This is a genomic window from Nocardia shimofusensis NBRC 100134, from assembly GCF_001613125.1.
In the GTDB taxonomy this organism is placed as follows: Bacteria; Actinomycetota; Actinomycetes; order Mycobacteriales; family Mycobacteriaceae; genus Nocardia; species Nocardia shimofusensis.
The window spans coordinates 49,536-72,195 of the sequence record NZ_BDBT01000013.1; the positions used below are offsets into that span (position 1 = coordinate 49,536).

The window sequence follows — 22,660 nt, forward strand, 5'->3', positions numbered from 1 at the left end:
GCGGGCCGAGGGCGGTTCGGGTGGTGGGCGGTGGTACTCGCCGCCGTTCTCGTGATGGCCGGATGCGGTGAACTGGGGATCGGGGGTGTGCGGCCCGCGCCTGGCAGTCCGACGCGGGCGCAGGTGCAGGGCTTGCTCGAGCAGGTACGGGTGGTGGCCGAGCGGGGAAGGCCCGGCGGATACGAGCGGGGGTGTGGGAAGGACGAGGGGTGTGTGTTCGGCTCCGCGTGGAACGACGACTACGACGGGCCGCAGGGGCACGACGGGTGCGATACCCGCAACGATGTGCTGGCGGCTCAGTTGGCGCAGGCGCGGTTCCGGGCGGGGACGCGCGAGTGTGTGGTCGTGTCGGGGGTTTTGCTCGATCCCTACACCGGCGATCGGGTCGAGTTCAGGAAGGAGAACGCGCGGGAGATCCAGATCGATCACGTCTATCCGCTGGCGGCGGCGTGGGACATGGGGGCGTCAGGCTGGCCGATGGACGAGCGGGTGCGCTTCGCCAACGACACCGTGCGCAACCTGCTGGCCACCACGGCCTCGGCCAATCAGGCGAAAGGCGATGACACGCCCGCGGACTGGTTACCACCGCGGGCCGAGAACCACTGCTTCTACGCGGGCAAGTACCTGACCGTGGCGGTGGCCTACGACCTGCCGGTCACCGCCGCCGACAACGCGGTTCTCCACGACATCGCGCGCGATTGTCCGTGAGCGCGGTCATCATGAGTGCGCGAGACGATCAAGCGCCGGTGGCCACCGGGCGTTTGGCATCGTGGGACCACTGCGACCACGAGCCCGGGTAGAGCGCGGCGTCGATACCGGCGACGGCCAGGGCGGCGATCTGGTGGGTGGCGGTGACGCCGGACCCACAGTAGACGGCTATCGGGCCCGAACCGAGTCCGGAGAAGCGATCCCGCAGCCACGTCGCGTCACGAAAACGGCCTGTCTCGTCCAGGTTTTCGACGGTGGGGGCGCTCACCGCGCCGGGGATGTGGCCTGCGCGCGGGTCGAGCGGTTCGAACTCGCCGCGGAAACTGTCGGCGGGGCGCGCGTCGAGGAGCGTGCCGCGCCACCGTGCCACGCCGTGCGCGTCGATCACCGGCAGCAGGCCGCCGGTGAAGCTCACGTCGCCGGGGACGGGATCGGGTTCGGCGCCGGTCGACAGTTCCCAACCCGCCGCGGTCCACGCGGGCAGGCCGCCGTCGAGCAGGCGAACCTCGGCGATGCCCGCCCAGCGCAGCAACCACCAGGCGCGGGCTGCCGCGGTGCCGCCACTGGCGTCGTAGACGACCACCGGGTCGCCTTCGCACACGCCCCAGCTGCGGGCGCACCGCTGCAGCACCGCGACCTTCGGCAGTGGATGCCGCCCGGCCGCCGGGGAGGGCACAGCGGCCAGTTCGGTCTCCAGATCCACGAAGACCGCGCCGGGGATGTGACCGTCCAGATAGTGCTGCGGCCCGTCCGGATCACCGAGCGCCCAGCGGACGTCGAGTAGTCGAACTCGCTTGTCCGACATCGCTTCCCGCAGCTCGTCCACACCGACCAGTACCGCGCTCACCATGTGCTCCCGTCGCCTGTGCGCGCCCGACCCGAACACCATACGCACCGTCGGGTGGACACGGGCAGCGAACGACCGCGCGCCACGCCGCGGACGTCATCGGCTGAGCAGCGTGAGCGGGTCGGTCAGCAGTTCGCCGACGGTGGCCAGGAAGCGCGCGGCGAGTTCGCCGTCGACGAGCCGATGATCGAAACTCAAGGCCAGTGTGGTGACCCAGCGGACCGCCAGTTCCTCCTCGACGACCCAGGGCCGGCGGGCGATGGCTCCGAGGCAGAGGATCGCCGCCTCACCCGGGTTGACCAGCGGAATTCCCGCGTCGACACCGAAGACACCGACATTGGTGACGGTGAAGGTGCCACCGGTGAGATCAGCGGGGGTGGCGGTGCCCGACCGCGCCGCTTCGACGCAGCGGCCGAGCGCCTCGCAGAGCGAGCGCAGACTCATCGCCTGCGCCTGTTCGACTTTGGGGACGAGCAGTCCGCGTTCGGTGGCGACGGCGATACCCAGGTTGACGTATTTCTTGGTGACGATCTGCTGCGCCTGTTCGTCCCAGTGCGCGTTCACGGCGGGGTAGTCGGCCAGCGCGGCGAGCACAGCCTTGGCGACCAGAGTCAGCGGGGTCAACGGCAGGCCGGTGAACGAGGCGGTGGAGCGCAGATGCTCGATCACCTCCATCGTGGCGGTGCAGTCGACGGTGAGGAAAGTACCGGCCTGCGGGATGGTCGTCGCGCTGGCGACCATCGCGGCGGCCGTGCGTTTACGCACACCGGTGACGGGAGTGCGGATTTCCCGGCTTTCGAGATTCTGCTCCTGCGCTTCCCGAGCGTCGGTTGTCCGCCCCGCCCCGAGGGAGGAAGCTGCCGCGGCCGTACGGACATCCGCGACGGTCACCGCACCGCCCGGACCCGAACCCGCGATCCGGGCGAGATCTACGCCCAAGTCCTTTGCGAGCAACCGAGCGGCCGGGACCGCGGGCACCCGCCCAGGACCGCTCGGTTCGCGTCTGCGCGACCGGAATTCACTGTTGGGCCCGTAGCCGACGAGCACCGACTTCCGGCCGTCGGCGGACCCGTCACCGTGTCCCGTACAACCGTTCGCGGGGGCCGTGCCGTCGCTGTCGGCCGCCGCCACACGAGGAGCATCGACAGCATTCCCGGCGTCACGGCCGGCGTCCCCGGGACCACCGGTGGCGGTACCGGAATCCCCGGCGACGGGTTCGCCGGCAGGCGCGCCGTCCGGCCCTGCCGCGCCCGGGACGTGTTCGTTCGCGCCCTCGTCGCGGACCCGGATCAAGGCCGCGCCCACCGGTACCGTCTCCCCCGGCTCGGCCAGCAGCTCGGCCACTGTTCCCGCATACGGGCAGGGCAGGGCGACAACGGCTTTGGCGGTCTCCACCTCGGCGATGATCTGATTGAGTTCCACGTGGTCGCCGACGCCGACCGACCAGGAGACCAGTTCGGCGTCGGCGAGGCCCTCCCCCAGGTCGGGCAGCCGGAATTCCAGGATGGCGCTGGCGTCGTGCACAGATCACCTCTTCCTCGATGGGTGCGCAGGGCTGGATTCACGGGTTGGGTGACCAGGTCAGGCGGCGAGCGAGCGGTCGACCGCGTCGAGGATGCGGTCCGGGTCGGGAAGGTGGTGTTTCTCCAGTTTGGCGGGCGGGTAGGGGATGTCGTAGCCGCCGACACGCTGGACGGGGGCCTCCAGGTGATAGAAGCACCGTTCGGTGACGCGGGCGGCGATCTCGGCGCCGAGACCGCCGAATACCGGCGCTTCGTGGGTGATCACCAGATGGCCGGTGCGGCGCACGGATTCGGCGATGGTGTCGATGTCGAGCGGGGCGAGGCTGCGCAGGTCGACGACTTCGACGGACCGGCCTTCCCCTGCGGCGATGTCGGCTGCCGACAGCGCGGTGGCGACGGTGCCGCCGTAGGCGACAACGGTGATGTCGGCGCCGGGACGGCAGATGCGAGCCGTGTGCAGCGGCAGGTCGGGGTCGGCGTCGAAGTCGACATCGGCCTTGTCCCAGTAGCGCCGCTTGGGTTCGAAGAAGATCACCGGATCCGGGGCGGCGATGGCCTGGCGCAGCATGTGATACGCGTCGGCGGGTGTGCTCGGCGAGACCACCCGCAGGCCCGCGGTGTGCGTGAAGTAGGCCTCCGGTGACTCGGAATGATGTTCGACCGAGCCGATGCCGCCGCCGAACGGGATGCGAATCGTCAGCGGGGCGCTGACCTTTCCCGCGGTGCGGTAATAAATCTTGGCGACCTGGGAGACGATCTGGTCGAAGGCCGGGTAGACGAAGCCGTCGAACTGGATCTCGCACACCGGCCGGTAGCCGCGCAGCGCCATGCCGAATGCCGTACCCACGATCCCGGACTCGGCCAGCGGGGTGTCGATCACCCGGTGTTGCCCGAAGTCCTTCTGCAGCGTGTCGGTCACCCGGAACACGCCGCCGAGCCCGCCGATGTCCTCGCCCATCAGCACGACCTTGGGATCGTCTTCCAGCGCCCGGCGCATCGCCGCGTTGAGGGCGCCCGCGAAGGTGGTGGTGGTCATGGCAGAGCTCCTTCGGATCGGGCGAACTCGCGCCGCTCCTCGTCGATCAGCGGGTGCGGGTCGGCATAGACGTGCTCGAACAGGGCAGCGGGGTCCGGGTCCGGCATGGTCAGGGTGGCGTGGCGCAGTTCCGCGGCGGCCGCGTCGGCGCGTGCGGTGAGCTCGGCCTCGAACCGGTCGTCCCACAGCGACTCCCGTTCCAGCAGCTTGCGCAGCCGGTCGACGGGGTCGCGGCGGGCCCACTGTTCGGTCTCGGCGGCGGCGCGATAGCGGGTCGGATCGTCTGCGGTGGTGTGCGGGCCCATCCGGTAGGTCAGCGCTTCGATGAAGGAGGGACCGCCGCCCGCCCTGGCGCGGGCCACCGCCTGCCGGGTGACGGCCAGGACGGCGAGCACATCGTTGCCGTCGACCTGGACGCCGGGCATGCCGTAGCCGTAGGCGCGGCGCGCGATCGAGGTGGCGCTCTGCACCCGGACCGGGGCGCTGATCGCCCAGTGGTTGTTCTGGCAGAAGAACACCACCGGCGCGGTCCAGCTCGCGGCGAAGCCGAGTGCCTCGGCGATGTCGCCCTGGCTGCTCGCGCCGTCGCCGAAGTAGGCGATGGTGGCGATCTCGGCGCCGTCGAGCTGGGCGGCGTAGGCGTAACCGGTGGCGTGCAGGCCCTGCGAGCCGACGATGATGTTCGGGTTGGTCATGCCGACCGCCGCCGGATCCCAGCAGTGGTGGGCGACGCCGCGCCACATCCGGGTGATCTCGGCGGGCCGCACGCCCCGGCAGAGGGCGACGGCGGCTTCCCGGTAGCTGCAGAAGACGTAGTCGTCGGGATGCAGCGCGCGCGCCGAACCGACCTGGGCGGCTTCCTGACCGAGCAACGGCGGCCACAGGCCGAGCTGGCCCTGGCGCTGCAGCGCGGTGGCCTCCTGGTCGATCCGGCGGGCGATCACCATGTCGGTGTAGAGATCGCGCAGCTGGGTAGGACCGATGTCGGCGACCAGCGCTGTGTGTTCGCGATCGAGAACCCTGGCGCCGTCGGGCTGGATCAGTTGCACCGGATACTCGGGTTTGCCGGAACGATGCGGTTCGGGCAGTCGGGGCATGGGTATCGCCTCCTGCGCTCGCGGCCTTGTGGGCCTGCCACACAGTTGTGGTATACCTCACAGCATCCACCTTTTGGCGGGATGCGCAAGTGAGCGACACGCAATTGTGCAGAATGCGCAATCCACACCGAACCCGTGGTGTCATACTGCGTCACATGACCAGTTCGGACGAGGTCGAGACGACCATCGACGCGACCGACGCCCGCATGCTGCTGGCCTTGATCGAGACCCCGCGCGCCACCGGCGTCGAACTGGCCACCCGACTCGGGTTGTCCCGTAACACCGTGCAGGCCCGGCTGGCGCGCTGGGAGGCCAACGGCGTCCTGGCGGGCATCGAACGCCGGGTGCGGCCGCGAACGCTGGGCTACCCGCTGGCGGCGTTCGTCTCCGTCGTGCTCGACCAGCATCGGCTGGAACCGATCGTGGCCGCGCTGGCCGAGATCCCCGAGGTCACCGAGGTGTGCGGGATGACAGGACGCATCGACCTCACGGTGCGGATCGTGGCGCGCGACGCCGAGGACCTGTACCGGCTCGCCGAAGAGATTCTGCAGATCCCCGGAGTGGAGCGCACCGATATGGCGCTGGTGATGCGTGAACTCGTCGGCCCTCGCACCGCGCCGCTGTTGGAACGCCTCGGCGGGACGAACTGAACCGTCCGCCGCTACCCTGCGGTAATGGATATTGCGGGCAAGGTGGCCATCGTGACGGGCGCGGGCGGGGGAATCGGAGCGGCGCTCGCGCGCCGGCTCGCCGAGGGAGGGGCGAAGGTCGTCGTCGCCGATCTCGACGGAGCGAGTGCGGTGCACGTCGCGGAATCGATCGGCGCCGACGCGATCGCCATGGCGGGCGACGTGGCCGACGAGCAGTTGATCCGTGCGCTGATCGAACGGGCGAACACCGAGTTCGGGCCGGTGGACCTGTATTTCGCCAATGCGGGCATCGGCGGCGGGCCCGGCCTGGACAGCACCGACGAACAGTGGTCGGCCGCGCTGGAGGTCAATGTGCTCGCGCATGTACGGGCGGCACGGCTGCTGGTACCGGGCTGGGTCGAGCGCGGCGAGGGCTACTTCGTCTCGACGGCCTCGGCCGCGGGACTGCTCACCCAGCTCGGCTCGGCGCCGTACTCGGTGACCAAGCACGCCGCGGTCGGGTTCGCGGAGTGGCTGTCGGTGGCCCACGGCGACCAGGGGGTGCGGGTCAGCTGTGTGTGCCCGATGGGCGTGGATACCCGGCTGCTGCAGGGCGATCTGGTGCCCGGCGACGAGGAGGCAGCCGCGCTGGCGATCAAGGCGGTCACCAGCGCGGGGACCGTGCTCACCCCGGAGGAGGTCGCCGAGGTGATCGTCGCGGGCGTCGCCGCCGAGCAGTTCCTGATCCTGCCGCATCCGGAGGTGCTGGAGATGTACCGGCGCAAGGGCGCGGACTACGACCGCTGGCTGGCGGGGATGCGCCGCTTCCAGTCCGCGCTGCTCGGCGAGGTCCGCGAGGTCCGCGAGGTCGGCGAGGTCGGTGAGGTCGGCGAGTTCACTGCATGACGATCTCGGCGGCGGCGGCCCGGATGACCTCCGGGATCTCGATCGGCCTCCGGGTCTCGGTGTCGACATAGACGTGCACGAACGTGCCGGTGGCCGACAGCTCCAGCTCCTCGCCGACTTCCTTGTAGAGCCCGAGGTCGTAGGTGATGCTGGAGCGCCCGAGCCTCGACACCCGCAGGCCGACCCGTAGCTGGTCGGGGAAGCTGACCGAGCCGGTGAACTGGCAGGAGGTCTGCGCGACCACGCCGAGGGCGGGCAGCTCCCTGATGTCGGTGCCGGTGGCGTGCATGAGCCACGCGTTCACCGCGGTGTCGAAGTACGAGTAGTAGGTCACGTTGTTCACGTGTCCGTAGTGGTCGTTGTCGGCCCAGCGGGTCGGCATCGGCCAGAGCACGGGATACGGCGGCTGTGTCACCCGGCCGACGATAGCCGAGCGTCCGACCGTCGACCGCGGGCGTTGCCCTCGGTACCGTCGATGAGATGCGGGGAGTCTTCGGGGAGACAGCACAACCGGACACCGGAGTGCGGTTCGCGCGCGCCGCCGTGTTCACCGTCTTCGGCGTGAACGGCTTCCTGCTGGCGATGTGGGTGGTGCACATCCCCGCCGTCACCGACCGCACCGGCGTCTCCCATTCCGCCCTCGGCATGTTCATCCTGCTGATGGCGGGCGCGGGCATCGTCGGGATGCGCCTGGCCGGACCGCTCGCCGACCGGTTCGGCAGTCGTGCGCTCGTGGCCGCCGCGGCCGGGGTCGCCTCGCTCGCCGTGGTCGGCCCCGGTCTGGCGACGGGGCCGGTCGGTCTGGGAATCGCGTTGGCCTGCTTCGGCTTCGGCAACGGCGCGCTGGACGTCTCGATGAACGCGCAGGCGGTGCACGTCGAACGGGCCTACCGGCGACCCATCATGTCGGCCTTCCACGCGCTGTTCTCCGGCGGCGGGCTGCTCGGGTCGCTGCTGGGCGCGGCGGCGCTGCGCGCCGGTCTGGATCCGCGGATGACCCTGATGCTGGCGTGCGTCGCCGGTCTGACGCTGGTGGGGCTGTGCGTGCCGCGGCTGCTCGCAGACTCGGATACCACGGCAGCCGCGCCCGGTGCCGGCGCGACCGTCGCGGTGGTCGCCGCGGCGCTGCCCGATCCGCCCCCGAGCACCACAGTGCCGGCCACCGCCGAGTCCGCAGGCGAGGACCACCCGTCACAACCACACCCGACCGCGAGCGCCTCGACGCCGCACCGCACCGCGTTCGCGGGCGATGGCGCCGCGTCGAAACGGCACCAGGTCACGCCCGCGAACAAGGGCACGCATGCGGTGGAGCCGGTCGACGCCCCCGGCGCGCGGCAGCGGCACGGGCGAAAAGTGCTGGCGCTGGCCGTGATCGCCTTCGCGGTGCTGCTCACCGAAGGCGTGGCCGCGGACTGGAGCACCCTGCAGATGCGCGAACGCCTCGGCGTGGACGATGCCACCGCCGCACTGGCCTTCGCCGCCTTCTCGGTGACCATGACCGGCGGGCGGCTGGTCGCCGATCGGGTGAGCGGCGCGTTCGGTCCGGTCGCGGTGGTCCGCTACGGCATGCTGCTGGCCGCCCTCGGCACGGCGACGATCATGATCTCGCCGTGGACGCCGCTGACGCTGACCGGCTGGGCGCTGTGCGGGCTGGGATTGTCCGGCAGCATTCCGCAGATCTTCACCGCCGCCGGGAATCTGGGGTCGGGCACGGCCGCCACGGACATGTCGCGGGTGTTCGCCCTCGGCTATGTCGGGCTGCTCGCCGGGCCCGCGCTGATCGGCGGGCTGACCGAGTGGGTTCCGCTGTCCGTCGCGTTGGTGGTGCCGCTGATCGCGGTGCTGATCTGCGCCCTGTCGGCCGATGTGGTGCACACGCCGGCCGCCGCACGTCATCCGGAGCATCGGTAGGGTCGCCGGTATGTTCGGCAACGCTGAACTCGAGCGCAGGCTGGCCCGCGTCGAGCGCAAACTGGATCTGATCATCGAGCACCTGGGCATCGAGCCCGCGAGCGTCGACACTCGCCCGCTGGTCTCCACCCAGGGGATGGGCGAGATCGACTCGCTGCTGTTGATGGGCAAGAAGATCGAGGCCATCAGGGAGTACCGCAAGATCCATCGGGGGTTGAGCCTGTCCGAGGCGGTGGACGCCATCGAGGAACGCAAGCGCGCCCTGGGCGGCTGAGCGGAAATGCGAAACCCCGGCCCACCCGCCGAGCGGGAGGGCCGGGGTTTCGACCGGACCTGTTGCCCTAGAGCGCCTTCAACTCCTCGGTGACCGCACCGACGGACTTCTTGGCGTCGCCGAACAGCATCGAGGTGTGGTCGGCGTAGAACAGCGGATTGTCGATGCCGGCGAAACCGGAGTTCATCGAGCGCTTGAGCACGATGACGCTCTTGGCCTGATCGACATTGAGCACCGGCATGCCGTAGATCGGGCTCGACGCGTCCTCCCGGGCCGACGGATTGGTGACGTCGTTGGCGCCGATCACCAGGGCGACATCGGTGCGCGAGAACTCGCCGTTGATGTCGTCCATTTCCTTCATGGCGTCGTAGGACACCTCGGCCTCGGCCAGCAGCACGTTCATGTGGCCGGGCATACGACCGGCGACCGGGTGGATCGCGTACTTGACCTCCACGCCCTTGGCCTCCAGCAGCGCCGCCATCTCCTTGACCGCGTGCTGGGCCTGCGCCACCGCCATGCCGTAGCCGGGGACCACGATGACCTGATTGGCGTAGGCCATCTGGATCGCGGCGTCGGCGGCCGAGGTGGCCTTGGCCTGCTTCTGCTCGCCGGAGCCGCCGCCGCCCGCGACCGCGCCGCCGCCGAAGCCGCCCGCGACGATCGCCGGAATGGACCGGTTCATGGCCTTGGCCATCAGGTTGGTCAGGATGGTGCCGGACGCGCCGACGATCATGCCGGCGACGATCATGGCGGTGTTGTTCAGCGCCAGGCCCGCGGCCGCCGCCGACAGACCGGTCAGCGCGTTGAGCAGCGAGATGACCACGGGCATGTCCGCGCCGCCGATCGGCAGCACGACCATCAGGCCGAGCACACCGGCGACGACCAGCAGCAGCAGCATCCACCACCAGGCCGCGCCGCCGTCGCCGGCCTGGACGCCGATGACGACCGCGGCCGCGACGGAACCGACCGCCAGCAGCAGGTTCAGCGGCTGCTGCAGCTTGCCCACGCCGAGCGGGCGACCGGGCAGGATCTCCTGCAGCTTGCCGAAGGCGATCAGCGAGCCCCAGAACGAGATCGAGCCGATGATCGCGGCGAACAGCGAGCCCACGATGATGTGGGCGGTCGGCTCCTCGCCGTGCTTGAAGTTCGAGAAGCCGGTGGTATCGAGGAATTCGGCCCACGCGATGAGCGCGACCGTGCCGCCGCCGACGCCGTTGAACGCCGCGACCAGCTGCGGCATCTCGGTCATTTTCGTGAACTTGGCGGGTGGCACGCCGAGCGCGACACCGACGACCAGGCCCGCGACGATGATGATCCAGTTACCGGTATCGCGGATCGCGATCAGGGTGGCCACGACGGCCAGACCCATGCCCGCGGCGGCAATCCAGTTGCCGCGCACGGCGGTCTTCGGGCCGGTCAGGCCCATCAGACCGTAGATGAACATCGCGAAGGCGACGATGTAGAGAATGTTGACCAGATTGTCCATGGGATTACTCGCCCGCCTTCTGCGCAACAGGCTTCTTGCCCTTGAACATCCCCAGCATGCGGTCGGTGACCACGAAGCCGCCGACCACGTTCAACGTGCCGAAGACCACGGCGACGAAAAGGATGATCTGGATGCCCAGCGACGGGTCCTGCACCTTGCCCAGCACAACCAGCGCGCCGAGCACGACGATGCCGTGGATGGCGTTGGTGCCCGACATCAGCGGGGTGTGCAGGGTGTTGGGCACCTTCGAGATGACGGCGAAACCGACGAACCCGGACAGCACCAGGATCGCGATATTGGCCAGCAGTTCGGAATACATCAGGCGTCCACCTCACGTGTGACACAGGAATCGGCGAGCACCTGGTCACCGAAGTCCGGGGCGAGCTTGCCGTCGACCAGCATCAGCTCCAGCAGGGCCGCGATGTTCTTCGAGTACAGCTCGCTGGCGTGCTCGGGCATGGTGGCGGGCAGGTTCAGCGGCGAGGCGATGGTGACGTCGTGCTTGACGACGGTCTGCCCCGGCTCGGTGAGCTCGCAGTTGCCGCCGGTCTCGCCCGCCAGGTCCACGATCACGCTGCCGGGCTTCATGCCCTCGACCGCGGCGGCGGTGACCAGACGCGGCGCGGGCCTGCCCGGCACCAGCGCGGTCGTGATGACCACGTCGAAACCCTTGATGGCGTCTTCGAGAGCCTGCTGTTGCTGGGCCTTCTCGTCATCGGTGAGCTCGCGGGCGTAGCCGCCCTCACCGGCGGCGTCGATGCCGAGATCGAGCCACTGCGCACCGACCGAGCGGACCTGATCGGCGACCTCGGGACGCACGTCGTAGCCGGTGGTGCGCCCGCCGAGACGCTTGGCCGTCGCCAGCGCCTGCAGACCCGCGACACCGACGCCGAGCACCAGCACGGTCGCCGGCTTCACGGTGCCCGCGGCGGTGGTGAGCATCGGGAAGAAGCGCGTCGACTCCGAGGCGGCCAGCAACACGGCCTTGTAGCCGGCCACGTTCGCCTGCGAGGACAGCGCGTCCATCACCTGCGCGCGCGAGATGCGCGGGATGGCCTCCACGGCGAAGGCCTGCACGCCCGCCGATTTCAGCGCCTCGATCTGGTTGTCGGCGTTGCGCGGGGCGAGGAAGCCGATCAGGGTCTGGCCCTTCGACAGTTTCGCCACTTCGGCGTCGCCCGGCGGCGCGACCTTGACCACGACATCGGCCGACCACGGATCACCGATGACCGCGCCTGCGGCGACGAAAGCCTCGTCCGGAATGAGCGCTCCGTGTCCGGCGCCGGCCTCCACGACCACCTCCAGCCCCTGCTTCACCAGGGAGGGAATGATCTTGGGTACCAATGCGACACGTCGTTCGCCCGCGTTGGTCTCGCGAACGACTCCGACACGCGCTCCGCGCGGGGACGAATCGCCCACGTTTTGCGTTGTCTCCACTTGTCAGACTTCCTGCTCGTGGTGGCCGGAACCACCGGATGACGGCCAGGCGAAGTTACTCACGAGTAACTTCGCCTGAAATCCTCGCAACCATACCCGGCCTGCGGTGAGCCTAGCTGAGATGCCCGTCACAAGGCGCTCCGAAGTCGCCCCGCCACCACAGCGTTCACTCTCCGTTCCCCTGTGGCGGGACTGTCCCGGCGGAGCGGCACACCGTAGGGTCACGGAGGTGAACGACTGCGTCTTCTGCGGCATCGTGGCCGGGACCGCGCCTGCCACCAAGGTCTACGAGGACGAGACCTTGTGCGCCTTCCTCGACATCCGGCCCATCACCCGCGGGCACACCTTGGTGGTTCCCAAGAGACATGCCGCCGAACTGCCCGACCTGGACCCGGAGCTGGGAGCGACCATGTTCCGCGCGGGCCATCGCCTGGCACAGGCCGTGCGCCGCGGCGGGCTGGCCGCCGACGGCGCGAACCTGGTGATCAACGACGGCCGCGCGGCCTTCCAGACTGTCGATCACGTCCACCTGCACGTGATCCCGCGCCGCCGGGGCGACAAACTCGGCCTCGTCAAAGGACTGCTGCTGCGCAGACCGCACGATCCGGAATCCACCGCCGCCGCGATCCGGGCGGGCCTGGCAGCACTCGAGGAAGGAAACCAGCATTGAGCGACTCCCCGAAGTCGAGCGAGAATCCGACGATCGCCGATCCCACCCTGGACAAAGGCGAACTGACCGCACTGCTGTCCGAGCAGTGGCAGGCCATCGACGATCTGGTCGCCGGTCTCGACGAGTCCGCCTGGCGGACACCGTCGATCCTGCCGGGCTGGACGGTCTTCGACATCGTCGCGCACGTGGTCGGCACCGAGTCCTGGCTGCTGGGTGAGAAGCCGCCCGCGCACGATCCCGAGCGCCCGAAGACCGATGTGCACGACCTGCCGCACGTGCGCAACGAGACCGCCGTGCTCAACGAGATCTGGATCGACCGGCTGCGCTCGATGCCCGGCGCCCGCCTGCTCGCGCTCTACCGAGAGGTCACCGACCGTCGCCGCGCGGCACTGGCCGCAATGACCGACGACGCATGGGCGACACCGACCATCTCGCCCATCGGCCAGGTCCCCTACGGCCGGTTCATGCGCGTGCGGTTGTTCGACTGCTGGTTGCACGAACTCGATATCGCCGACTCCCTCGGCGTGCGGGTCGCCGAGGGCGGTGCGCGCGGCGAGCGGGCCTTCGTGGAGTTCGCGGGCTCGCTCCCCCGCGTGGTCGCCAAGCTCGGCAAGGCGCCCGCCGGATCGCGGGTGGAGTTCGTGCTGACCGGCGAGTTCGCGCGGTCCCTGCGGATCGAGGTCGCCGAGCGCGCGGGCTTCGTCGACAGCTTCGCCGAGCCGCCCACGGTCCGGATCACCTTGGACTCCGGGCTTTTCGTGCGCCTCGGTGGCGGCCGGGTGGCTCTCGAGGATCATCTCGGCGAGATCGATTTCGCGGGCGAGGAGAAGCTCGGGTTGCAGCTGGTCCGCAATCTGGCCTTCACGATCTGATCGGGCGGCCGTGCGCCTGTTCCTGGCCTCCTATCGGTTCGGCAGGCACGCCGACCGGCTGACCCGGCTCGTCGGCGAGCCGGGTCGGGTCGCGGTGATTCCCAACGCCTGCGATGCCTGGCCCGCCGCCTGGCAGTCGGCGGTCACCAGCGATCTGGTTCCGCTGCGCCGCCACGGCTACTCGCCCGAGGTGCTGGATCTGCGCGACTACGCCGGGCGCTCGGACGATCTGGACGCCGCGCTGCGCGGATTCCCGATGGTGTGGGTGCGCGGGGGCAATACCTTCGTGCTGCGCGCGCAGTTCGCCCGCAGCGGCGCGGATCGGGTGCTGCCCGCACTTCTCGCCGAGGACGCCCTGGTCTACGCCGGGTACAGCGCGGGGGCTTGTCTGCTGACCCCGGATCTGCACGGCATCGAGTCGATGGACGATCCCGCCGAGGTGTCGCCGACCTGCGGGGTGGAGCCGCAGTGGGACGGGCTCGGGCTCGTCGATCGGCGGATCGTGCCGCACGTGGATTCGCCGACCGATCCGGACGGCGCGAGTGCCCGGCTGGCGGAGGAGTACCGCGCGGCCGGGGTCGCGCATTGGGCGTTGAACGACGACGCAGTCGTGGTGGTCGACGGGCCGTCGGTCGAGCTGTTGCCCTGAGTGCCGTGCCGAATTCGGCCGCCCTACAGCCGGTTCGGCCACCCGCCCGCTCGCCGTGTCCGAACGCGCCGTGGTCGACCACGCGATGGTCGACGCCGACGCGGATCAGCCGATCCGGCTCAGTGGCTCCGGGCGATCCAGCCCCGACCACGCCATCGACCAGCGGCGGCGGGTCACATCGTCGGCGTCGGCGAGCAGCGCGGCGATCAACGACTCCGGGTTCTCGCGCCAGCGCGCGACGATCCGCGCCATGGCCTGCTTGTCGAACAGCCCGGAATGTTCCAGTGCCGCCGACCAAGGGGCGAAATCCCCGCTGTGGATGCGCCGCAGCACCTCCAGATCGACTGCGTCGACTGCGGAGTCACCGAATTCCTCGGCGAATGCGGCGGCCACGAGATCGTGGGTGTCCGGTCCTTCGGTGCGCATGGTCGAGCCCTCCCTCGGTGTTGTCTGCCATCAGCCCCGACCGCGAGCGGCCTCGCCGATGAACGGCCCTGCCTGCGACGCCCGCACCCGAACAGATTGTTGCCCGGCCACGAGGGAAAAACCACTCCGGGCGGCGAAATTCACGCTGCCGAAATCCACCCGGAACACCGCGCCGCGCGGGGTAGCGTGACAGGGTGGATCTGCACGAGCTCGCGGCCGCGCTGTCCGACGGCGCCCTGCACACCGATCGCGATCTGCTGGCAGCCTACCGTCAGGACTGGGCGAAGGATCCGGCCGCCGGGCAACCGCTGGCCTTGGTGCGCGCGCACAGCACCGCCGACGTGGCCGCCACCTTGCGTTGGGCGCACGAACACCGGGTTCCCGTGGTCCCGCGCGGCGCGGGCTCGGGTCTGTCCGGCGGGGCCACCGCGCTCGACGGCGGGCTGGTACTGAGCACCGAACGGATGCGCGCCATCACTGTCGACCCGGTGACCCGCACCGCCGTCGTCCAGCCCGGACTGCTCAACGCCGAAGTCAAGCGGGCTGTCGCCGAACACGGCCTGTGGTATCCACCCGATCCGTCCTCCTTCGAGATCTGCTCGATCGGCGGCAACGCCGCCACCAACGCGGGCGGACTGTGCTGCGTGAAATACGGCGTCACGACCGACTACGTCCTCGGCATGGAGGTGGTGCTCGCCGACGGCACCCCGGTCCGTCTCGGCGGCCCGCGATTGAAGGACTCGGCGGGCCTGTCGCTGACCAAACTGTTCGTCGGCAGCGAGGGAACCCTGGGCGTCATCACCGAACTGACCTTGCGTCTGCTGCCCGCACAGCCTCGTCAGACCACGGTGGTAGCGAGCTTCTCCACGCTGGACTCGGCAACCGACGCCATTCTCGCCATCACCGGCGAACTGCGGCCGTCGATGCTGGAATTCATGGACCGGGTCGCCATCAACGCCGTCGAGGACGAGTTGCGCATGGGCCTGGACCGCGCCGCCGCCGCGTTGTTGGTCGCCCGCTCCGACGCCCCCGGCGAATTCGCCGCCAGGGAAGCCGAGATCATGGCGAAGGCGTGCGAGAAGGCCGGCGCCTCGGAGGTCTTCCACACCGACGATCCGGACGAAGGCGAGGCGTTCACCGCCGCCCGCCGCTACGCGATCCCGGCCGTGGAGAAGATCGGTCCGCTGCTGCTCGAAGACGTCGGCGTGCCCCTGCCCCGCCTCGGCGAACTGGTCTCCGGCATCGCCGCCATCGCCGCCCGCAACGACGTCGTCGTCTCGGTCATCGCCCACGCCGGCGACGGCAACACCCACCCGCTGATCGTCCACGACCCCACCGATCCCGAGAACACCGCCCGCGCGCACCAGTCCTTCGGCGAGATCATGGACCTGGCCATCGCCCTCGGCGGCACGATCACCGGCGAACACGGCGTCGGCCGTCTGAAGAAGGCGTGGCTGCCCGACCAGGTGGGCCCGGACGTGATCGCGCTGACCCGTCGCATCAAGGACGCCCTGGACCCGCACGGCATCCTCAACCCCGGCGCGATCCTGTGATCACCGTCCGCCTCCCGGCCGCTGTGGAACATTCCCGCAGACCGTGCGGTTGGATGCGGATATGACGACCAGGCTCGAGCACAACGCCGCCGACACCCGCTACGAGATCTACATCGACGACACCCTCGCCGGGTACGCCGACTACGCCGAGCGCGAGGACACCAAGGTCCGCGACTTCAACCACACGGTCACCTTCCCCGAGTTCCGCGGCCAGGGCATCGCGGGCAAGGTCGTGAAGTTCGCCCTCGACGAGACCCGCACCGCGGGCTACACCGTGCTGCCGACCTGCTGGTACGTGGACAAATACATCGCCGAGCACCGCGAGTACGCCGACCTCCTGGCCGGCTGAGAACGATCTCCTCCGCCTGCTCCCAGCGGCTCGCCCCCGGCCTCGATGCGGCACGATAGTGGGCATGACGAACCCATCCGGCGGGGACATCTCCGCCAGCGCGGAAGATCAGATTCGTGCCGGTGAGGAGCTGCTCGCCAGCGGCGAGACCGAGCAGTTGATCGAGCAGGCGGTCGAGACGATCGCGCTGGCGCGCGCCCAGGGCCGCCTCGACATCGTGGAGCAGGCGGGGGCGATCATCACAGAGCTGTCGGAACAGCACGCGGCGATGGCGCGGGCGCACGCCGACCTGGTCGCCGAGAACACCCACCTGAAGGCGGCTCACGAGATGCTGCGGGCCGCGGAGGCCCAGTACCTGGCAGCTGTCGAGGCGCTCGACAAGCAGGAGTGACCTGCGGTCGTTCGCCGGAGCAGGCGTGAGCCGGATCGGCCGGGACACTTCGGCGGTCCGGTACGGAGTGCGCCGCACCCGGCCCCTCCGGCGGACGAAAGGGGCGGCCCCGGAAGAATCCGGAGCCGCCCTTTTCCATGGCAACCGAAGGATCAGCCCTTGAGCAGCGCGCGGGACATGACGACCCGCTGGATCTGGTTGGTGCCCTCGTAGATCTGGGTGATCTTGGCGTCGCGCATCATGCGCTCGACCGGGAAGTCGGTGGTGTAGCCGGCGCCGCCGAAGAGCTGGACGGCGTTGGTGGTGACTTCCATGGCTACGTCGGAGGCGAAGCACTTGGCGGCGGCGGAGATGAAGCCGAGGTTCTTCTCGCCGCGCTCGGCGCGGGCCGCGGAGGTGTAGACCATGAGGCGGGCGGCCTCGATCTTCATCGCCATGTCGGCGAGCATGAACTGGGTGTTCTGGAAGTCGGCGATCGGCTTGCCGAACTGCTTGCGGTCCTTGGTGTAGGCGATCGCGGCGTCCAGCGCGCCCTGGGCCAGGCCGACCGCCTGCGCGCCGATGGTGGGGCGGGTGTGGTCGAGGGTCTGCAGCGCGGTCTTGAAGCCGGTGCCGGGCTCGCCGACGATGCGGTCGCCGGGGATGCGGCAGTTCTCGAAGTACAGCTCGGCGGTGGGCGAGCCCTTGATGCCGAGCTTGTGCTCGAGCGGGCCGACGACGAAGCCCTCGTCGTCCTTGTGGACCATGAACGCGGAGATGCCGTTGGCGCCCTTGTCGGCGTCGGTCACGGCCATCACGGTGTACCAGCTGGACTTGCCGCCGTTGGTGATCCAGCACTTGGATCCGTTGAGGATCCAGTCGTCGCCCTCCTGGCGGGCGCGGGTGCGCATGGAGGCGGCGTCGGAGCCTGCCTCGCGCTCGGACAGCGCGTAGGAGGCCATCTCACCGTTGACGATGTCGGGCAGCACCTTGGCCTTGAGCTCCTCGGAGCCGCTGAGGATCAGGCCCATGGTGCCGAGCTTGTTGACCGCGGGGATCAGCGAGGAGGAACCACAGACGCGAGCGACCTCTTCGATCACGATGCAGGTGGCGACCGAGTCGGCGCCCTGGCCGCCGAAGGCGTCGGGGACGTGCACGGCGTTGAACCCTGCGGCGTTGAGCGCGGTCAGCGCCTCTTCGGGGAAACGGGCCTCACCGTCGACGGCCTTCGCGTGCGGCGCGATTTCCTTCTCCGCCAGGGCACGGATGGCCGCACGCAGCTCGTCGTGGAAGTCCTCGAGCTTGAACAGGTCGAAATCGGGGTTTCCCGCCATCGGGCACACTCCTGGGTATCGGGGTCAACGCATCGGCACTCGGTGCCATCCTACCGCTAAGCGCACACCCGACCAAGGGCGGCACTTGGGGATACGTTATGGCACTCAGTGTCAGGTAGTGGTGGTCACCGCTTCACAGCGTACCGAGTCTGCGGGTGAGCAGATCGGCAACGCGGCGAGTGGGCATATCGCGAGGGAACACCGCCACCACCAGCTCGTCGGCGGAGTGTTCGCGCTCGTGCCCGCGCGGGATCGAGGCCAGCTCCTGACGCAGATCGGCGGCGCCCGCATCGGACTCCCCCCGCACCATGCGACGCAGCAGGTAGTTGTGGGTCGCGGTCACCGCGGCGGTGAACTGCACGCGCGCCAGATCGGGCGAGTCGGGCAGGCGGTCGCGCAGGTAATCGGTGAACAGCCGTTCGTAGCGGAACACCGTGACGATCTCGCGTTCGCGCAGCGCGGGCACCCGGCGCACCACCCGGTACCGGCGCGCGGCGATATCGCGCCACTGGGTGAAGCGCTCGAAGACCTGCACCACCGCTTCGCAGACGGCGTCCCACGGATCACCCTGCGCCGCCTCCAGAAAAGCGGAGGCCGCGGCGAGCTGCGCCTCGTGATCGGCGAAGATCACGTCCTCTTTGGACCGGAACTGCCGGAAGAACGTGCGCCGCGAGATGCCCGCGGCCTCCGCGATCTCATCGACCGTGGTCGCTTCGTAGCCCTTGTCCGCGAACAGCCGCAACGCCTCGTCCACCACGGTCAGCCGGAACCGCGCCGGATCCACCCCCGTCACCCCGGGACGCACCCGGGAACTCTCCGCACTCGCCACCGAACCACCGTATCGGCTGACGCGAGCGGCGCGGCCCACGGAACGAGCCGACCTGCCAGTAGCCTGCCCCGGAAACAAGCCCTCCGACGTCAGCCGAGCAGCTTCTCGCGCAGGGCGCGATCCTTGTCGAGGACCATGCTCTCGAGGTTCGCCTGGAACTGCTCCATGCGGGCGCGCAGCGCGGGATCGGCGGCGGCGAGAATGCGCACGGCGAGCAGGCCGGCGTTGCGCGCGCCACCGATGGAGACGGTGGCCACGGGCACGCCCGCGGGCATCTGCACGATGGACAACAGCGAGTCCATGCCGTCGAGGTACTTCAACGGGACGGGCACGCCGATGACCGGCAACGGGGTCGCGGAAGCGACCATGCCGGGCAGGTGGGCCGCGCCACCCGCGCCCGCGATGATCACCCGCACACCGCGGCCCGCGGCCTGACGGGCGTAGTCGAGCATGCGTTGCGGGGTGCGGTGGGCGGAGACGACGCCGACCTCGAAGCGGACGCCGAACTCGGCCAGCGCCTCCGCGGCGGCCTCCATGGTCGGCCAGTCCGAGTCGCTGCCCATGATCAACCCGACCGCCGGGCCGGTGTTGCCGATCTCACTCATGCGGATCCCATCCGTCGGTCCAAACGCCGTGCGACATCCAGTGCGCCGCACGCTCTGCCTTCTCACGAACCTCGGCGACATCCTCGCCGAGTAGGTTCACGTGCCCGATCTTGCGGTCGGGGCGCTCGCTCTTGCCGTAGAGGTGCACCTTGGCCTCGGGCATACGGGCGAACAAGTGGTGCAGGCGCTCGTCCATCGACATCGCGGGCGCTTCGGGGGCGCCGAGGATGTTGGCCATCACGGTGACCGGGGCCAGCGGGGTGGTGTCGCCGAGCGGGTAGTCGAGGACGGCGCGCAGGTGCTGTTCGAACTGGCCGGTGCGGGCGCCGTCCATGCCCCAGTGGCCGGAGTTGTGCGGGCGCATCGCCAGTTCGTTGACCAGCAGGTCGCCCTGCCGGGTCTCGAACAACTCGACGGCCATCACGCCGACCACGCCGAGTTCGCGAGCCAGGTTCAGCGCCATGGTCTCCGCGCGCGCACCCAGCTCGTCGGACAGGCCGGGTGCGGGCGCCAGCACCACCGCGCACTGACCGTTGCGCTGCACCGTCTCCACCACCGGCCAGGTCGCGGCTTGCCCGAAGGGCGAGCGGGCCACCATCGCGGAGAGTTCGCGGCGCAGATCGACCTTCGCCTCGGCGAGCAGCCGGACACCGCGGTCCAGTTGTTCGGTGACCAGCCGCTCGGCTTCGGCGGCGTCGGCGGGCATCCAGACGCCGCGGCCGTCGTAGCCGCCGCGTACCGCCTTGAGGACGAACGGCCAGCCGTGCTCGTCGCCGAACGCGATCGCGTCGGCGGGCGCGCTCACCGCGGTGAAGGCGGGGACGGGCAGGCCGAGTTCGGTCAGGCGCACGCGCATGTCCAGCTTGTCCTGGGCGTAGCGCAGGGCCGACGGCGGTGGGGCCACGGTCACGCCCTCGGCGAGGAGGGTTTCCAGGTGCTCGGTGGGCACGTGCTCGTGGTCGAAGGTCAGCGCGTGCGAGCCGACGGCGGCCTTGCGCAGCGCGGCCAGATCGGTGTGCGAGCCGAGCACGACGTCGGGGCTGACCTGCGCGGCCGGATCGTCGGCCCGCTCGGCCAGCACCCGCAGCCGCTGACCGAGGGCGATCGCGGCCTGATGCGTCATCCGTGCCAGCTGCCCGCCGCCGATCATGGTGACGGTGGGCATGGCGGAAGGGTCGAAACTACGGGTGCTCACGTCGGGCAATCTTGTCACGTCGGGTCGGCGGGACCCCTACCGGTACACTTCGACCCCGTGTCCATCGTCGACGACGCGGTCAGCGTCCTCCCCCAGCCCGTGCGGGAGATGGCCTACCGCCACCACGAACTGATCAAGTTCGCCATCGTCGGGGCCACCACCTTCATCATCGACAGCGGCATCTTCTACCTGCTCAAGTGGACGGTACTGACCGACAAGCCGGTCACCGCCAAGATCATCTCGGGCGTCATCGCCGTCATCGCCTCCTACGTCCTCAACCGCGAGTGGTCGTTCAAGCACCGCGGCGGACGCGAGCGCAGTCACGAAGCGCTGCTGTTCTTCGGGGTCAGCGGTGTGGGCGTGGCGCTCAGCAATATCCCGCTGTGGATATCGAGCTACGTGTTCGACCTGCGTCAGCCCTCGGTCAGTTTCCTGGTCGAGAACGTCGCCGACTTCGTCAGCGCGTTCATCATCGGCAATCTGCTGCAGATGGCATTCCGCTTCTGGGCCATGCGCAGATGGGTGTTCCCCGACGAGATGGCCGAGCTCGAGGCCGAATTCGAGGAACTCGTCGAGGAAGAGCGGCTCGACCGCAGCTGACCGGCACGGATCGGTTCGGCGCGGGTGGGTCGAGCACGGGCCGGTTCAGCGTGGTTCGGGAGCGACGGACACCGGTTTGCCGGTCACCGAGGAACCCAGGAACACCCGGAACATGGCGGGACGGCGCTGCTGGAGTTCGAGCCTGCCGCCGTCGGCTTCGATGAGCGCGCGAGCCAGCGCCAGGCCGACGCCCGTCGAGCCACCGGCGGAGAACCCGCGGTCGAAGATGTGCGGGGCGAGTTCATCGCGCACGCCCTCGCCCTGGTCGCCGACCTCCACGCAGACCAGCGGCTCCCGGGCGAAACCGGGACGCACCGCGCGCACCGAGACAGTGCAGGTCCCGCCGCCGTGCATGAGCGCGTTGTCGACCAGCACGGTGACCGCCTCGCGCAACCGAGACGGGGTGATCCTGGCCCGCAGCGACTCGTCGCCTGCCAGCACCAGCCGTCTGCCCACCTCGCCGAACGGCGGCTTCCATTCCTCGATCACCGCGCGCAACTCCTCCATCACCGGGATGGGATCCCGGTCGGCGGCATCCTCGTCGCGGGAGGCGCGCACCAGGTCGTCGATGGCCTCGGTGAGCCGGTCGACCTGCGCCATCGCCTCCTCGGCCTCGTGCACGACCTCGGGGTCGTAGTGCGCGGACAGCTCGTCCAGCCGCAGCCGCACCGCGGTCAATCGGCTGCGCAGCTGATGGGAGACATCGGCGACGAGGGCATGCTCGCGTTGCAGGCGGCCGGCGATCTCGACGGTCGCCGAATCGAGCACGTCCGACACCCGGTCCAGTTCGGAGATGCCGTGCCTGCGCGGGTCGGGCCGAAAATCGCCCATCGCCAGCCGGGCCGCCCTGGCCGCCACATCGCGCAGCGGATCGGCGACCCGGCGGGCGGTCACCACCGCGACGGTCGCCGCCGCGGCGAGCGAGGCCAAGACGGCCAGCGCCACCACCGCCGCAGCCTGGCGCTGCATCTCCTTCATGGGCGCGGCGGGCACTTCCAGCCGCAGCGAGCCCGAGGCTCCCATCGCCAGCGACTCCACCAGCGGGTCTTCGACGGAGGGGACGCCGATGTCGGCGCGCGCGGCATTGTCCAGGCGCGTCGGGTAGACGATGGTCAGCCGTCCGTCGACCGGCACGATCGCGCGCACCGACCGCAGATCGAGACCACCGTCGACCCGGCCGTCGGGGCCCTCCTGCAGCACGATCTCGGTCGCCGCGCGGTCGAGGCGGCCGCGCAGGTCACCGCGGGTGATGTCCTCGACCCACAGCCAGGCCAGATAGGTCAGCGGCACGCCGAACACGACCGTGGTGACGGTCAGCACGGCCAGCATCGAGCGCAGGATGCGACGGCGCACG

The 22,660-nt window shown here is 69.8% G+C and carries 26 protein-coding genes; 12 read left to right on the forward strand and 14 right to left on the reverse strand.

Annotation, left to right across the window (positions count from 1 at the left end; all coding sequences use genetic code 11):
* The first annotated feature begins 54 nt into the window (after positions 1-54).
* Entirely contained in the window at positions 55-708 is a 654-nt protein-coding gene (locus NS3_RS16215) for an HNH endonuclease family protein (RefSeq protein WP_067860654.1), read from the forward strand.
* Between the two features lie 28 nt (positions 709-736).
* Here NS3_RS16215 and NS3_RS16220 read toward each other — a convergent pair whose 3' ends face one another.
* From NS3_RS16220 to pdhA, 4 genes are all read right to left on the reverse strand, one after another.
* The gene (locus NS3_RS16220; RefSeq protein ID WP_067860656.1) at positions 737-1,558 is read right to left on the reverse strand and encodes a sulfurtransferase; all 822 of its coding nucleotides are present in this window, start codon (positions 1,556-1,558) and stop codon (positions 737-739) included.
* A 93-nt stretch (positions 1,559-1,651) separates the two neighbouring features.
* Complete coding sequence (locus NS3_RS16225) at positions 1,652-3,079, reverse strand: dihydrolipoamide acetyltransferase family protein (RefSeq protein WP_067860478.1); 1,428 nt, start codon at positions 3,077-3,079, stop codon at positions 1,652-1,654.
* A gap of 57 nt (positions 3,080-3,136) precedes the next feature.
* Complete coding sequence (locus NS3_RS16230; RefSeq protein WP_067860480.1) at positions 3,137-4,114, reverse strand: alpha-ketoacid dehydrogenase subunit beta; 978 nt, start codon at positions 4,112-4,114, stop codon at positions 3,137-3,139.
* The gene (gene pdhA / locus NS3_RS16235) at positions 4,111-5,211 is read right to left on the reverse strand and encodes a pyruvate dehydrogenase (acetyl-transferring) E1 component subunit alpha (RefSeq protein WP_067860482.1); all 1,101 of its coding nucleotides are present in this window, start codon (positions 5,209-5,211) and stop codon (positions 4,111-4,113) included. The genes NS3_RS16230 and pdhA overlap by 4 nt, the downstream gene beginning before the upstream one ends.
* Before the next feature lie 155 nt (positions 5,212-5,366).
* On the opposite strand from pdhA, the gene NS3_RS16240 reads away from it, so the two are divergent.
* Complete coding sequence (locus NS3_RS16240; RefSeq protein WP_067860484.1) at positions 5,367-5,861, forward strand: Lrp/AsnC family transcriptional regulator; 495 nt, start codon at positions 5,367-5,369, stop codon at positions 5,859-5,861.
* A gap of 24 nt (positions 5,862-5,885) precedes the next feature.
* A complete protein-coding gene (locus NS3_RS16245) occupies positions 5,886-6,746 on the forward strand; it encodes an SDR family oxidoreductase (RefSeq protein ID WP_067860486.1) in 861 nt (286 codons plus the stop codon).
* Here NS3_RS16245 and NS3_RS16250 read toward each other — a convergent pair.
* Complete coding sequence (locus NS3_RS16250) at positions 6,736-7,128, reverse strand: acyl-CoA thioesterase (protein ID WP_084495632.1); 393 nt, start codon at positions 7,126-7,128, stop codon at positions 6,736-6,738. The genes NS3_RS16245 and NS3_RS16250 overlap by 11 nt on opposite strands.
* A 98-nt stretch (positions 7,129-7,226) precedes the next feature.
* Here NS3_RS16250 and NS3_RS16255 point away from each other — a divergent pair, with 98 nt between their 5' ends.
* Both NS3_RS16255 and NS3_RS16260 read left to right on the forward strand, forming a co-directional pair.
* On the forward strand, positions 7,227-8,657 hold the full coding sequence (locus tag NS3_RS16255; protein WP_067860490.1) for an MFS transporter: 1,431 nt from the start codon (positions 7,227-7,229) through the stop codon (positions 8,655-8,657).
* Positions 8,658-8,667: 10 nt separating this feature from the next.
* Positions 8,668-8,931 carry a hypothetical protein gene (locus NS3_RS16260; protein WP_067860493.1) on the forward strand — a complete coding sequence of 88 codons (264 nt, stop codon included), beginning with the start codon at positions 8,668-8,670 and terminating at the stop codon, positions 8,929-8,931.
* Positions 8,932-8,998: 67 nt separating this feature from the next.
* On the opposite strand, the gene NS3_RS16265 is transcribed toward NS3_RS16260, so the two are convergent.
* From NS3_RS16265 to NS3_RS16275, 3 genes are read right to left on the reverse strand one after another with little or no spacing between them, the layout of a single operon-like run.
* Positions 8,999-10,417, reverse strand: coding sequence for an NAD(P)(+) transhydrogenase (Re/Si-specific) subunit beta (locus NS3_RS16265; RefSeq protein ID WP_067860495.1), 1,419 nt, complete (start codon positions 10,415-10,417; stop codon positions 8,999-9,001).
* A 4-nt stretch (positions 10,418-10,421) separates the two neighbouring features.
* Complete coding sequence (locus NS3_RS16270; protein ID WP_067860497.1) at positions 10,422-10,736, reverse strand: NAD(P) transhydrogenase subunit alpha part 2; 315 nt, start codon at positions 10,734-10,736, stop codon at positions 10,422-10,424.
* The gene (locus NS3_RS16275; RefSeq protein WP_067860499.1) at positions 10,736-11,854 is read right to left on the reverse strand and encodes a Re/Si-specific NAD(P)(+) transhydrogenase subunit alpha; all 1,119 of its coding nucleotides are present in this window, start codon (positions 11,852-11,854) and stop codon (positions 10,736-10,738) included. Before NS3_RS16275 ends, NS3_RS16270 begins: the two co-directional genes overlap by 1 nt.
* Before the next feature lie 229 nt (positions 11,855-12,083).
* Between NS3_RS16275 and NS3_RS16280 the strand changes: the two genes are divergently transcribed.
* Genes NS3_RS16280 through NS3_RS16290 form a run of 3 tightly spaced genes read left to right on the forward strand, consistent with a single transcriptional unit; the run spans position 12,084 to position 14,045 of the window.
* The gene (locus tag NS3_RS16280) at positions 12,084-12,524 is read left to right on the forward strand and encodes an HIT family protein (RefSeq protein ID WP_067860501.1); all 441 of its coding nucleotides are present in this window, start codon (positions 12,084-12,086) and stop codon (positions 12,522-12,524) included.
* Positions 12,521-13,396 (forward strand): maleylpyruvate isomerase family mycothiol-dependent enzyme, encoded by an 876-nt coding sequence (locus NS3_RS16285; RefSeq protein ID WP_245649647.1) that lies wholly within the window; start codon positions 12,521-12,523, stop codon positions 13,394-13,396. The genes NS3_RS16280 and NS3_RS16285 overlap by 4 nt, the downstream gene beginning before the upstream one ends.
* A gap of 10 nt (positions 13,397-13,406) precedes the next feature.
* The gene (locus NS3_RS16290; protein WP_067860503.1) at positions 13,407-14,045 is read left to right on the forward strand and encodes a Type 1 glutamine amidotransferase-like domain-containing protein; all 639 of its coding nucleotides are present in this window, start codon (positions 13,407-13,409) and stop codon (positions 14,043-14,045) included.
* 105 nt (positions 14,046-14,150) lie between these two features.
* Here NS3_RS16290 and NS3_RS16295 read toward each other — a convergent pair whose 3' ends face one another.
* Positions 14,151-14,471: a hypothetical protein gene (locus NS3_RS16295; protein ID WP_067860505.1), complete on the reverse strand. Its 321-nt coding sequence runs from the start codon at positions 14,469-14,471 to the stop codon at positions 14,151-14,153.
* Between the two features lie 194 nt (positions 14,472-14,665).
* On the opposite strand from NS3_RS16295, the gene NS3_RS16300 reads away from it, so the two are divergent.
* From NS3_RS16300 to NS3_RS16310, 3 genes are all read left to right on the forward strand, one after another.
* Positions 14,666-16,024, forward strand: coding sequence for an FAD-binding oxidoreductase (locus NS3_RS16300; RefSeq protein ID WP_067860507.1), 1,359 nt, complete (start codon positions 14,666-14,668; stop codon positions 16,022-16,024).
* Positions 16,025-16,085: 61 nt separating this feature from the next.
* The gene (locus NS3_RS16305) at positions 16,086-16,373 is read left to right on the forward strand and encodes a GNAT family N-acetyltransferase (protein WP_067860509.1); all 288 of its coding nucleotides are present in this window, start codon (positions 16,086-16,088) and stop codon (positions 16,371-16,373) included.
* A gap of 64 nt (positions 16,374-16,437) precedes the next feature.
* The gene (locus tag NS3_RS16310; RefSeq protein WP_067860511.1) at positions 16,438-16,764 is read left to right on the forward strand and encodes a hypothetical protein; all 327 of its coding nucleotides are present in this window, start codon (positions 16,438-16,440) and stop codon (positions 16,762-16,764) included.
* Between the two features lie 152 nt (positions 16,765-16,916).
* Here NS3_RS16310 and NS3_RS16315 read toward each other — a convergent pair whose 3' ends face one another.
* The 4 genes from NS3_RS16315 to NS3_RS16330 form a co-directional block, all read right to left on the reverse strand.
* Positions 16,917-18,077 carry an acyl-CoA dehydrogenase gene (locus NS3_RS16315; protein ID WP_067860513.1) on the reverse strand — a complete coding sequence of 387 codons (1,161 nt, stop codon included), beginning with the start codon at positions 18,075-18,077 and terminating at the stop codon, positions 16,917-16,919.
* A gap of 133 nt (positions 18,078-18,210) precedes the next feature.
* Complete coding sequence (locus NS3_RS16320) at positions 18,211-18,906, reverse strand: TetR/AcrR family transcriptional regulator (RefSeq protein WP_084495611.1); 696 nt, start codon at positions 18,904-18,906, stop codon at positions 18,211-18,213.
* 89 nt (positions 18,907-18,995) lie between these two features.
* Complete coding sequence (gene purE / locus NS3_RS16325; RefSeq protein ID WP_067860517.1) at positions 18,996-19,511, reverse strand: 5-(carboxyamino)imidazole ribonucleotide mutase; 516 nt, start codon at positions 19,509-19,511, stop codon at positions 18,996-18,998.
* Positions 19,504-20,676, reverse strand: a complete 1,173-nt coding sequence (locus NS3_RS16330) for a 5-(carboxyamino)imidazole ribonucleotide synthase (protein ID WP_157101376.1) — start codon at positions 20,674-20,676, stop codon at positions 19,504-19,506. Before NS3_RS16330 ends, purE begins: the two co-directional genes overlap by 8 nt.
* An 87-nt stretch (positions 20,677-20,763) precedes the next feature.
* On the opposite strand from NS3_RS16330, the gene NS3_RS16335 reads away from it, so the two are divergent.
* Positions 20,764-21,306: a GtrA family protein gene (locus NS3_RS16335; protein ID WP_067860521.1), complete on the forward strand. Its 543-nt coding sequence runs from the start codon at positions 20,764-20,766 to the stop codon at positions 21,304-21,306.
* Between the two features lie 45 nt (positions 21,307-21,351).
* Here the strand turns inward: NS3_RS16335 and NS3_RS16340 are convergent, their stop codons facing one another.
* Positions 21,352-22,659: a sensor histidine kinase gene (locus tag NS3_RS16340; protein ID WP_067860523.1), complete on the reverse strand. Its 1,308-nt coding sequence runs from the start codon at positions 22,657-22,659 to the stop codon at positions 21,352-21,354.
* Position 22,660 lies beyond the last annotated feature (1 nt).